This is a genomic window from Christensenella tenuis (assembly GCF_014287795.1).
Classification (GTDB): Bacteria; Bacillota; Clostridia; order Christensenellales; family Christensenellaceae; genus Christensenella; species Christensenella tenuis.
This window is the reverse complement of sequence record NZ_JACOON010000006.1, coordinates 137,026-149,712: the sequence shown is the minus strand read 5'-3', so window position 1 is coordinate 149,712 and position 12,687 is coordinate 137,026. Positions and strand designations below refer to the sequence as shown.

Annotated in this window: 8 protein-coding genes; 5 read left to right on the top strand and 3 right to left on the bottom strand. The window is 50.0% G+C overall.

Annotation, left to right across the window (positions count from 1 at the left end; all coding sequences use genetic code 11):
* Positions 1-206 precede the first annotated feature (206 nt).
* Together H8S18_RS11645 and H8S18_RS11640 are read left to right on the top strand one after the other, a co-directional pair.
* The gene (locus H8S18_RS11645) at positions 207-968 is read left to right on the top strand and encodes a LytR/AlgR family response regulator transcription factor (RefSeq protein ID WP_186858443.1); all 762 of its coding nucleotides are present in this window, start codon (positions 207-209) and stop codon (positions 966-968) included.
* Positions 969-986: 18 nt separating this feature from the next.
* Positions 987-2,279, top strand: coding sequence for an ATP-binding protein (locus H8S18_RS11640; protein WP_186858442.1), 1,293 nt, complete (start codon positions 987-989; stop codon positions 2,277-2,279).
* Between the two features lie 44 nt (positions 2,280-2,323).
* Here the strand turns inward: H8S18_RS11640 and H8S18_RS11635 are convergent, their stop codons facing one another.
* Positions 2,324-2,749, bottom strand: a complete 426-nt coding sequence (locus tag H8S18_RS11635; protein ID WP_186858441.1) for a VOC family protein — start codon at positions 2,747-2,749, stop codon at positions 2,324-2,326.
* A 315-nt stretch (positions 2,750-3,064) separates the two neighbouring features.
* Between H8S18_RS11635 and leuS the strand changes: the two genes are divergently transcribed.
* On the top strand, positions 3,065-5,476 hold the full coding sequence (gene leuS, locus H8S18_RS11630; protein ID WP_186858440.1) for a leucine--tRNA ligase: 2,412 nt from the start codon (positions 3,065-3,067) through the stop codon (positions 5,474-5,476).
* A gap of 372 nt (positions 5,477-5,848) precedes the next feature.
* Here the strand turns inward: leuS and H8S18_RS11625 are convergent, their stop codons facing one another.
* Together H8S18_RS11625 and H8S18_RS11620 are read right to left on the bottom strand one after the other, a co-directional pair.
* Positions 5,849-6,859, bottom strand: coding sequence for a uroporphyrinogen decarboxylase family protein (locus tag H8S18_RS11625; RefSeq protein WP_243165139.1), 1,011 nt, complete (start codon positions 6,857-6,859; stop codon positions 5,849-5,851).
* Between the two features lie 606 nt (positions 6,860-7,465).
* Positions 7,466-9,493 carry a hydantoinase/oxoprolinase family protein gene (locus H8S18_RS11620; RefSeq protein ID WP_186858439.1) on the bottom strand — a complete coding sequence of 676 codons (2,028 nt, stop codon included), beginning with the start codon at positions 9,491-9,493 and terminating at the stop codon, positions 7,466-7,468.
* A gap of 204 nt (positions 9,494-9,697) precedes the next feature.
* Between H8S18_RS11620 and H8S18_RS11615 the strand changes: the two genes are divergently transcribed.
* Together H8S18_RS11615 and H8S18_RS11610 are read left to right on the top strand one after the other, a co-directional pair.
* Positions 9,698-11,071, top strand: coding sequence for an ABC transporter permease (locus H8S18_RS11615; protein ID WP_186858438.1), 1,374 nt, complete (start codon positions 9,698-9,700; stop codon positions 11,069-11,071).
* A 14-nt stretch (positions 11,072-11,085) separates the two neighbouring features.
* Entirely contained in the window at positions 11,086-12,555 is a 1,470-nt protein-coding gene (locus H8S18_RS11610; RefSeq protein WP_186858437.1) for an ABC transporter permease, read from the top strand.
* Positions 12,556-12,687: the final 132 nt, after the last annotated feature.

The window sequence follows — 12,687 nt, the reverse complement described above, 5'->3', positions numbered from 1 at the left end:
AATACTCTTTTATTACAACTATACGCAATGGCTTCTTTTGCAACAATAGGTTTCACTTAATCAGTCTATCTTTTCACTCAAATAACCTCTGCAAATCGCAGCTTATGTTGATTTGAAGTATAAAAATTGATAGAATATATTAAGTAAGTATTGAGTAATAAAACCATGTTTTGTTTTTTGTAATTCTGCTGAAGGAGTCAACAGTTGTGCTGATTGCCGTTTGTGATGACAGGCTAGATGAGTTAGGACAAATAAAAGAATTATTGACCTATTATATACAGGCAAATCCGCACACATTTCATATTGATTATTTTGATTCACCCCATGCTCTTCTTCACAGTGAAATTCCATTATGCGAATTTCAGTTGTTTTTACTTGATATCGTAATGCCGAAGATGAATGGGATTGACCTAGCCAAACAGATTCGTTTATCGAACAGTCATGCAGCGATTATTTTTTTGACTACAAGTAAAGATTTTGCGCTTGATGCTTTTCGTGTACAGGCTTATCAATATTTGCTCAAGCCTATATCGCCAGATAGTTTATTTCCGGTTCTGGATAAGATATTGGCAATAGATCAGAATCAGAAAAATAAGTCTCTTTCTGTTAAAACGCCGCATGGGTTTGTAAATATTTTATGCAGGGAACTTTCCCATATAGAGTTCAGAAATCATACTTTTTATTATTACCTTTCTGATGGCACGCAAATCATCAGCAGTTACAGCCGATCTTCTTTTACGTCGACCATTGCGCCCTTGCTCAACGAAGAACAGTTTATCCAGACCCATAAATCATATATCATCAACATATCCCATGTACGAAGGTTTTTGGGCAAAACATTTGAAATGAGCGATGGCTCTTGCATCCCGGTTTCCCGAAACAGATTCCCTGAAGTGAAAAAAAAATACTTGGGCATTCTGTCAAAGAGCCAAAAGTCTATTACTAATTCCTTAAAAAACCATTACTAATAACGGGGGTATTTTCTTTTGACAATTGATCTGCTGCGGTCATTATTTACGACTCCCTTTTCAGGGATATTAATCTATTTTTTGTTTCCCTCTCGTTATAGCAATAAAAAGAGCGTATGGATCATTTTGATTTTTGTTTTATTGCAAATGTCATGTTCCCATCTGGGTTCCGTTTATCTTTCCCCGGAAATACGCTCTGTTGCATACCCGTTGATCGAGTCGGTCACCGGATTTTTCCTCCCGCTTGTTCTATGCAAATATAGGGATGCCCGTGCCGTTTTCCTTGCCTTTACAGTCGACAGTGTGATTTTTGCGGGCGATCTTTTAGGAGTTTGTGTATTTCTTTTGCTGATGCCCCATGTTTGGGTTTATGCCGCATTTAAATTTGGAACATACGCATTATTTTTGCTCCTGACCATCAAGACTTTAAGGCGTACCATTGGGCAATGTATGGAAATCAATCCCCGTGGCTGGTGGCGCGCTTCCCTCATTCCCATTTCATTCTTTGCTTCCTGCTATATTGCGGTACTATTCCCTTCGCTGCTTACCGTGGAACACATAGAAAACTGTATTCCCATTCTTCTCCTGCTGATTTTACTTTTCGTTGTATATTATATTTTCTTCGATTTTTTAGAACTCTACAATCAGAACCACTTGATAAAGCGTGAAAAACAATTTCTTGAATTCCAAATGATTACGCTGGAAAATTATGATCGCTCTCTTACTGAATCAGTAGGGAAGATGAAAGTTTATCGTCATGACATGAAGCATAAGTTCAATATTATTGCCACATTGCTCCGTTCCGGAGAAGTCGATACAGCGCGCCAAATTGTTGAAAATCAAAAATATGAACTCACGAATTTTGGGATAACGAAGATATATGATATTTATTGTGATGATCCTGTTATTAATAGCATCATTTCTTTTCATATAAAAGCAGCAGTGGATTCCGGGATTAACGTTGATATCCAATTAGATATTCCAACGCCCTTTCCTGTAGAAAAACAGGATTTTCTAATCATGTTTTCTAATGCAATAGAAAATGCGATTCGCGCTTGTGGCAGCATCACACACAAAGATCAACGTAAAATAAAATTATGCTGCAAGTCTGCCGGCTCGCAAATATTGTTTACCTTATCTAATACATTTACCGGTGAGGTAACATTTAATCCTTCTACTGGACTACCATGCTCACGTGAGTCCGGGCACGGATACGGCTCCCATAGTATTGCCATGTTTTCAAAAAAATATGGGGGTATTATAGATTATGAGGCAAAAGACGGTTGGTTCACGCTACGTCTCTTATTTTAAAGCATCCAAGAACCTTTTACATTGTATTCACGGTTTCCGTCCTGCTACCGCAGGGCAAAGTGCTCGCTCTCGATGACGGATTTCATTTGGCACAGGCAAAAGGGATGCCCGACGGGGTCGAGCATGACCGTCCAACCGTCGGAAAATTGCTCGCCTGCAATTTTTGCTCCGCATCGGATGGCGTATTTAACCGCTTTTTCCACATCATCCACGGCAAAATCCAAATGCGCCATTTGCTGCTGCGCATCAGGCACGTCCGGCCATACGGGCGGCTGATATCCGGGGTTCTGCTGGAACGTTATACCGGGATAGCTTCCCTGCTGCGCGCCCGGAGCGCCTATGCACGCGTATTCTTCATCGGAAAATACAATTTCCCATTTGAGAAGCGCTGCATAGAATTCCGCTAATTCCTGCGGGTTTGGGCAATCCAGCGTGAAAGCGTACATCTTGATGTTCAGTCCGTGATCCATTTTGTAACGATCTCCCGGTATGGAATTTATCCGGCGGGCAATCCGGGGGCCTTCCCCAGCCAACGTGCCGGACATAAGTTTATTGTAACACGAAACGCGGCGGGAAAACAGGGAAGAAGGTGCAGCCATGGGAAGGCATTTTCGACCGCTTTGCCGCAGGCCTGTTTGCATCCGGGGAGCGCGGGGGCGCCGCGTCATCGCAAAGTCCGCGCCAAATCCCCTTTTTGCACCCATTTCCGCAATTGACTTTGCACCGTAAATATCCGATAATAATAAAGTATATCGAAATTTATTGATTGCCGGAGGCGAAAGCAGTTGAACTTCACAGAGAATGAAAAAAAATGGCAGAGAAAATGGGCGGAGACGGGTCTTTATCAATATGATAAAAGCAGTAAAAAACCCAAGAAATATGTATTGGAAATGTTTTCCTACCCCTCGGGCGCAAAGCTGCACGTAGGGCATTGGTATAACTATAGCCTGTCAGACACCTATGCGCGTTTCCTGCGTATGAAAGGCTATAATGTATTTCATCCGATGGGCTTTGATGCGTTCGGCCTGCCCGCGGAAAATTATGCGATCAAGACGGGCATCCATCCGCAGGATTCCACTATGCAGAACATCGAGACCATGGAAACGCAGCTCAAAGCCATCGGCGGCACGTGGGACTGGGATTATGAAGTCAAGACCTGCATGCCCGACTATTATAAGTGGACGCAATGGTGCTTCCTGCAGCTTTATAAGCACGGCCTTGCCTACCGCAAGGCAGCTCCGGTCAACTGGTGCCCGTCGTGCAACACCGTGCTCGCGAACGAGCAGGTCGTGGAAGGCTGCTGCGAACGCTGCGGAACGCAGGTGACCAAAAAACACCTGACCCAGTGGTTCTTTAAAATTACGGACTATGCGGAGCAGCTTTTAGAGGGCCTTAACCGCATCGATTGGCCGGAAAAAACAAAACTGATGCAAAAGAACTGGATCGGCAAGTCGCAGGGCGGCGAAGTGAAGTTCGATATCGTGGGCGGCGGGGATTTCACCGTGTTCACGACCCGTGCGGATACATTGTTCGGCTGTACCTACGTAGTGATTTCACCCGAACATCCGCTGGTAGAACAGATCACGACCTCCGTCCAGCTCCCGGCCGTGAAGGAATACCAGGAATACGCGGCGCGGGCGAGCGAGATCGACCGCCTCTCCACTACGCGCGAAAAGACGGGTGTGTTTACGGGCGCGTATGCGGTCAACCCCATAAACGGGCGTAAGGTGCCGATCTGGACGGCGGATTATGTGCTCGCAAGCTATGGCACGGGCTGCGTGATGGCGGTTCCCGCGCATGACGAGCGCGATTATGCCTTTGCGGAAAAATATAACCTCCCCATAGAGCGGGTAATCAAATCCAAAGATGGTTCGGACGACGCGCTTCCCTTTACGGAATACGGCGTTCTCACGGGAAGCGGAAAATATGACGGCCTCACCACAGAAGAGGGAAAGCGGGCGATTTTGAAAGATCTCGCAAAAGAAGAGCGCGGCGGCTTTAAGACAAATTACCGCCTGCGTGATTGGTTGGTTTCCCGCCAGCGCTACTGGGGCGCGCCCATCCCGATGGTATACTGCGAAAAATGCGGGGAGGTTCCCGTACCCGAATCCGAGCTTCCGGTGAAGCTCCCGTACAACGTGGACTTTACGCCGGACGGCACTTCGCCGCTTGCAAAAGCCGAAGATTTCGTGAATACCACCTGCCCTGTTTGCGGCGGGCCGGCGAAGCGCGATGTGGATACCATGGATACCTTTGTATGCTCCTCTTGGTATTACCTGCGCTATCCAGACAACAAAGACGAAAAAGAGGCATGGAACAGGGAACTTATCGACAGTATGCTTCCTGTGGATAAATATATCGGCGGCGCGGAGCACGCGTGTATGCACTTGCTGTATGCGCGGTTTTTCACCAAGGCCTTTCACGACATGGGGTATGTGGGCTTTGACGAACCGTTCGCGTCCCTCGTGCACCAGGGCGTGATCCTCGGGCCGGACGGCGAGAAAATGAGCAAGAGCCGCGGCAATGTCATTTCCCCGGATGACCTGATTAAAAAATACGGTTCGGATACACTGCGTATGTACCTCGCGTTCGGGTTCAACTATGTGGAGGGAGGCCCGTGGAACGATGACGGCATTAAGGCGGTAAACCGTTTCCTTGAGCGCGTGGAGCGCCTTGTGGACGCGGTGGCCCCCATGCAGGGCGGCAGCGGAAAGCCGGATTTCGATGTGAATTACCAGCTTAACTATGCAATTAAAAACGTAGCGCGGGACATCCCGCAGTTCTCGTTTAACACGGCGGTTGCACGCATTATGGAACTTGTAAACGCCATGTATAAATATATGGATGGCCAGCCAGACGCGGCGTTTTTGCAGGAAGTTGCAAAAAAACTGTGCCTGCTCCTTGCGCCGTTCGCTCCGCACTTCGCAGAAGAAATGTGGTCGCGCCTTGGCGGGGAATATTCGGTTTTCAATCAGGAATTTCCGGTATGCGACGAAAGCGCGCTTAAGCGTCCGGTCGTAAATATGGCGGTGCAGGTAAACGGCAAGGTACGCGCGAAATTTGATATTTCCGCGGACGCGGGCAAAGAAGAGATTGAGCAGTATGTGCGCGGCGCGTTCGCGGAACTGTGGGAAGGCAGGGAAATTGTGAAATTCATCGTCGTTCCCGGACGGATTGTCAATATTGTCGTAAAATAAGACGGCTGTGGAAGATTTAGGATATATTGCATGGAAACTGCGGAGTACGGGTTGCGTTTTCGCGGGAATGCAGTGGAAAGAAAGCAGCATCTGCGCCGTCCCGCGGCGGTAAAAAAGTCTCAAGCTGAGGTTGGCCATAAGGCGGTACAAACGCCAGGCGGATAGCTGTCAAACAAGAGCATAAAAGACCAGCGGCAATTGGATTTTGCCACTGGTCTTTTGATTGTGCGCTTAAGCGCACAATGAAGAAACGGCATAGCGGATTTTACGCTATGCCGTTTTAAAAACCTATATTCTTCAGATCCGCCCTCAAAATCCGGATTTTCTTATTTGAATGAGGGCCTTGAGGAGTGGAAAAACGCTGCGTTCTGGTTATTTGTCTGCGTAATATTCCTTTACAGCGGCAAAGAACGCGTCGATGTTTTCCCATTTCGACATCGGCGGGATATCACAGCCCGAGGAAATGACGAAATTCGGGTATTTTTCGCAGCAGCGGTTCATCAGGTCAAGCGTCGCTTCACGGATGGATTCCGGCGTACCATCTTTGAATTGGCTCGACGGATCGATGTTGCCCATGGCGACGACATCGGACGGAATGTGCCCCATCATTTCTTCCATGTCGATGGCGTTGCCAAAGTGGTATGCGGCTGCGCCGCTTTCCAGAATCGAGTCGATGAGCTGTATCGTGCTGTTGCCGCAATTATGGTAAATGACGATAAAATCATCCGTTTGCGTCGCTTCCACGATCTGTTTTACATACGGTGTGGAAAATTCCGCGATGAGCGGCGGAGACAGGATTCCCGCAAGCGGTTCCGCCATAACTACGCCGTGCGCGCCCACCTCCTTATAGCTGTTGATATAGTTAATCAGAAATTCCGTCGCCTTCTCGAGCGTTGTCTTCACCATCTCCGGCTCGGTATAGCAATAGATCATTGCTTCGCTTACATCAAGCAAGCGCCCCGCCAGTGAAAACGGCCCGATTACGCCCGCGAATACCGGGCGGTCGGTGATCAGCTTGCAAGCCTTTTCGATTGCGTCGATATAAATCTGGGGACGGCCCTGATGCGCATCGGGAACCTTAAGCGCATCCGCGTCCGCAGGAGAATGAATAAGGCTTCCGATTACCGTAGGCACCTCGTCGTCCGATACCCGGATTTCCGAGCCGAACGCCTCCGCCTCGAGAGAGAGGTCCATCATGCTTACAGATGCCGAGGAATCTACGCGGTCCGCAATCATCTTCATGCCTTTTGCTTGTGTGTCGCTCGATGCGATCAGTTCTTTTACGCCGATATTCATCAGTTGGATAGACGGGAAGGACAGGACGGGCATTGCCTTCTTGACCTTTGCATCCCTGATATCTTCGACCCATTGTTTCATGTTCATTTTGATTCTCCCCTTTTTGTTTTGCTTTATTTTGCTCATATCATAACATGGTAGACTATGTCTAATATTGTAATATTGAAATATTTTTTGTACAAATTTGCACCGCGCCAAATCCCCGGGAAAGCAGGAAGGACAGGCAAATGCCCGTCCTTTTCTGCGGACGTGGGAGAGTTAGGCCCACGCTCCAGGGTGTTATTTTCGATGCCTCTATTTTACTATAGTAGATCATGTCTACTATAGTAAAATAAGAGTTTTTTTTGTAAAAAAATAAGCAAAAACGGCTGATTTGCCGCTTTTTGCTTTCAGAGAGCCATTTATAGGAAAATGGCCGCATGCACTCCCGCCTTTTCAGGGGACGGAGCTGCGGCCTTCCGGCCCGGAACCTGTTTTCATGGGCGGTGACGGAGCGTATCCTTTTGGGATTGCTTTCCTCCTTTTTCTAACCCGCTGTCCCCAAAAAACAAAAGCACAAGAATTTTAACCGTATGGCGCGGCAAGTTAGCGCCGTCTGGCAGAAAGGCTTTGGAGCGCGCCGCTTTTGCCTTCCTGAGAACCTATGAAAAAAGGCCGCCGGAATTCCGGCGGCCGACAGTACGGTAAATAAAGCTATGCAATTTTTCCACTCGCGGTGGCGGTGACGGTGGTGCCAAGGTCAAAGGTCATATTGCCTTTGAGTGTACTGGAATGATTCATAACTTCCACGTGGATATCCACCTTGCCCAGAACGCCGCGCCTGCGCGCCTCGGCCTTTGCGGCCGCGGCCGCCTCTTCCGAAGCGATTTGCACAGCTTCCTCGAGTTCGTCCACCGTTGTGTTTTTCTCCGTGCCAAGCACGGTATAATCTTCAATTCCACCCGGAGTATGGTTCGGGCGGACTTCGATGGTTGCGGTTGCGGATACACTGCCCACAATTGCGCCGATGGCGTTTGCCACTCCGGCGTTTTCCGGGATCACACACTTTGTGCCAAGGGCTTTTGCTACGTCTGGAAGGAAAATGTGCGTGGGCGCGCCGATGCCGACCAACGTCGCATTGGTTGAAAAATCAAAATCGGTGTATCCTGTATCATGCGCGCGTTTGTTGATTTCCCAGCTTTCGGAAATCAGCATTTCCAGTTGCCCTGAAAGGCCATCCTTTTTGATCTGGGAAAATTTATCCTGGAGCAAAATCCGCACGATGTTTTGGTAGAGCTTCTTTTTCACGAGGTCATACACCATCTCGCAAAACTCTTCCATGCTGCATGTATCGTCCGCGTGCGCGTACAGGCTTTTTATAACGAATTGCGCCGCCAGCCGTGAGGCCTGCGCGTCATACTCGCTGAAATCGCCTTTGATGTGCATGATGTCAGTGGGGGTAAGGCCGCACCGCATGACAATGCCTTCGCGCTCGAGACGTTCTGTATTGAGGGTATATACGTCAAGGCCCGTTGCCTCCGTCGCTTCCGTCATCAAAAGAGGTCGCTCGCGGAGTGCCGCGCAAAAAGCGAGCTCGTTTTCGGAGTAATTCGCCGGATCCGGAATATCCCGCACGAGATAAAAAAATTCGTGCAGGGGAAGCGTCGCATGGACGCGGTTTGATTCCAGCAGCGCCCGAAGGTCTCCTGTTATATTGGGCCAGCGCTTTGACGCCACGCACATGGGCGTAACGCGCCGCGTATCGACCATCAGGCCGGAATCGCCGAGGCGCACCGCGCTGTCACCGCCAAGGCCGAACGTATCGATAAATACGCCTTTGACAAACGTCCGCCATTTGCCAATGGAAACGCCGTCTTTCACACGCACGGGCGCGCCGTCTTTCACGAGGGAAATATCTGTCGTCGTGCCGCCCATATCGATAATCATACTGTTCTGTTCATCGGCAAGCTGAACACCGCCAAGTACGCTTGCCGCCGGCCCGCAGAGAATCGTCTCCACCGGGCGGAGGCGGGAAAATTCTTCGGACATTAACGTCCCGTCGCTGCGTACGATGACCACAGGTGCGGTTATGCCCTTTTTAGCGAGAACTGTTTTAATGGCCGCAAGAAATTCCTGGATGACCGGGACAAGCTTTGCATTCAAAAGGGTGCTTGCCCCGCGCTGCAAAGAATTCAATTCAGAGAAAAGCTCGTGGCCGCAGACGATGGGAAAAGCGTATTGATCCGAAAAAATCTGTTTGGCTTTCCGCTCAAAGACCGCTCCGTTTTTCATGGCATATAGTTCCACAATACCAAGGCCGTCCGCGTCGCGCAGCCATTTCCGGGTGTCTTCCAAAAGCAAAGGCCAGTCGGGCTGGTCCGTGATCTCGCCGTCGTACCGGCTTTTGTGTTCACAACAATAAATTTCGTCGCCCGCGTGCAGGCCGTAGTCCTCCCCGACCCAGTCCAACACGCGTTTTTCTACACCCAAAAACAAAAGTTTTGCGCGGCCGCCCTTATTCTCGATGCACGCGTTTGTCGCAAGCGTCGTAGACAGGGAGACAAAGCTCACCTGATCGAAATATTTGCTGTCAAGGCCGCCCATTGCATTTTCAATTCCAACGGAAAGGTCTTCTTTTGTAGTCAGGGCTTTTGCCGCGGCTAAAATTTTTTTGGAATTAAAATCGTAAATAACGGCGTCCGTATAGGTGCCCCCCGTATCGATTCCAATACCGAGTTTCATGTTCCCGCCTCCAATTTAAAAATGAAACATACCTGATTTAATCATACGCGCGGGCAATGCCGTTATCTTGTAAAATCATTGCATATTTTGAAGGATGCTCTTATAATTAATATAGGAAATAAAGTATTTCAGAAAAGACATCTTCAGTGGAGAACTCTCTTAGCCTGTATCAATCATGTTCAATTATATAAAGAGGTGATGGTTATGCCGCTTACGAAGCGGGCCTTTTTGTATATTACGCGCAAAAAAGGAAAAAGCATTTTGTTTCTGGCCGTACTGTTTACCATCGCGGCGCTGGTACTGACCGGATTTGCGGTGGGAAACGCGTCGGAACGCGCGGCGGCTTCCCTGCGCGAAACTCTGGGCGGATATTTTAAGATCGAAGAAAATTTGACCGGGCAGCGGGTGACGGATGCGCTGGTGGGTGAAATCGCGGCCTTTGACGGAATCAAAGGATATAACGGGATGGATATTTTATACCTGAACGTAGAAGACGGCCTCGTGCTCACACCCGGGCGTTTCACTTCGGACGGGGATGAAAAGGCGCAGATGGCGCGCTTTTTGAGCAATACGGACAGCAGCCTGCACGAGTATTTCGTTACGAAAGCGTTCGTGCTTACGGAGGGAAGGCATATCGCTCCGGGAGACGAGCGGAAGGCAGTGGTGTCCGAAACGTTCGCGGAAACAAACGGCCTTTCGGTGGGAGATTCGTTCACCGCGGAAATTACGGAGAATACGGCGGGGATAGAAACGGACGCGGTGGGGCAGTCTTTTCCCTATGAGATCGCAGGCCTGTTCCGCGTGGAAACGGAACAGGGATCGGGAAGCGGGATACCCGCCGAGTGTGATATTCCGGATAATTTCATTTTTACGGATACAAAATCAGGCCGCGCTGTGCTGGAAGCGGTCACGGGCCAGCCAGTCCAATGCTACCGGTATGGCGCGGCCTTCTTTGCGCGCGATCCACAGGAGTTGGGCAGCCTGATCGCGCGGGCGCAGGAGATCGGCGGGGTGAACTGGGATGGACTGGAAGTGGCAGTGAACGACAAGGCCTACCAGGATTCCATACGCCCGCTGGAAAAAATGGGCGGCTTTACGATGATGATCGTGCTGGTGATCCTTGCAGTCAGCGTAGCCCTGCTTTCCCTGATCCTCATTATGCACATACGTGACCGGATGCATGAGATCGGCGTCTATCTTTCCATCGGAATCCGGAAGGCCGGGATTGTTGGACAGTTGCTGCTTGAATGTATCCTGATTGCCGCTGCGGCGTTTTGCCTTGCGGGAATCGTGGCAGGCCCCCTCGCGCAAGGAGCGGGGAATCTGCTGATACCCCGCCTTGAAGAAACGGAGAGCATAGGACAGGGCGGAGGAACGGGGCTGTCGGCCCTAATGGAAGACCCGGTGGAAGTAGATTATTCCTCGGAAGCAGCGGACGCCATAGAGATTACGGTAGGGCCGGGGGAATTTGCGGAAGTCGTTTTTTATGGAATGTTGGCGGTGGTGGCTGCTGTGGGACTTTCCTCTATTTTAATTATCCGCATGAAACCGAGGGATATTCTTTCTTCCATGAGCTAGGGGAGACGGTGGACATGTGGAAACGGGCTTTCTTATATGTTACGCGCAACAGGGGCCGAAGCGTTATACTGCTTCTGGTTTTTTTCGCCGCGTCCGCGTTTTCCCTTGTGGGATTGTCCGTTCAGCGCAGCGCGGCGCAGGCGGCAGAGGAATACCGGAAAACGCTTGGGAGCAGCTTTACGGTATCTACCTTTATGAATAAAGAAGCGGCGGATTTATGGGAAGTAAAGGAAGCTGCTGGCGGCAGCGTTTATACGTATACTGGGCCGGCGCTTACAGATGAAAAAATTGCGGAAGTGCTGGAAACGGAAGGCGTGAGCGGTTACGAAACAGAGCAGGATATGCCCGTTTACACAGAGGATTTGAATCCGGGCAAGGGACTCCATTACGCGAACCTGTTCGGTTCTGACGGCGGGGAGGACAGGAACAGGCAGGAAACCCTTTTCCTGTACAGGACGTTTTCCTTGTTTGGGGTACGCAATAGCGAGCGGCACAGGTTTTTCCGCACGGAAGCGTTTACCCTGACGGCGGGAACCCACCTGACACCGGATAGCCGCGGGAAGGCTTTGATATCGGAGGAGATGGCGGAACGGAACGGGCTTTGGATCGGGGACACATTTACGTTTGAGTGCAGAGAGGCCCTCGTAACTTGGGATATGGAAAACGACCGCAGGCTGGGGGAGCCATTTCCGCTGGAGATCGCGGGGATTTTCCGAGTCAACGCATCACAAAAGCTGGATGAAAATATGATAGAAGACTGGTACGCGGGCAATTTTATTTTCACGGACGCCGCTACCGTTACGCAAGCGAATTCGTTATACGACAAGTATTACGGGCGGACAGAACCCATTTATTCCAAGACGGTATTTTTTGTAGACGACCCTGCGCGGCTGGAAGAAACGATGGAACGGGTGGGGGAGATCAATTGGATGGATCCCGCGTATTTCCGGATGAAGAAGGACGACACGGCATACCGCGCGGTAGCGGAACCGCTGAATATGATGAGCGGCCTTTCGGTCTTACTTATCGTGATTCTGGCAGGAGGAGCTGCAGCGGCGGGTGGCTTGCTGCTTACCGCGTGGATGCAAAGCAGGAAGCATGAAATGGGGCTGCTGCTTGCAGTTGGCATTGCAAAAAAGAAAATATTCGGACAGTTGCTGATCGAAGCGCTGCTGCTTGCCACCGTCGCTTTCGCAGGGGCTGGGTGCGTATCTGCCGCAACGGCGGACACAGCGGGAGAGGCCGTTCAAGAGTTGTTTTCACCGCGCAATAGGGAAGCAGAATATATCGTTGATTATGTTCCGCTGGAAGGACACGTCATCCGGAAAACGGCGGTGGAAAAAATAGACCTTGCCTACTCCGTATCTGGAAGGGATGTTGTTTTGGTTATTCTTGGGGGTATGGGCGTAGCCGCCGCGTCGGTTGGGATCGCGTCGGCAAAGGTGTTGAAGATGAAACCGAAAGACATTCTTTCGTCCCGGTGAGAGGAGAGGTGCGGATATGGGGACGCTGAAACGCGCGCTGTTATACATCACACGCAAAAAAGGCCGGAGCATCATCCTGTTGCTGGTGTTTTTCGCGCAGGCGGCCTTCGGGATATGGAGATGCGCTTGTAC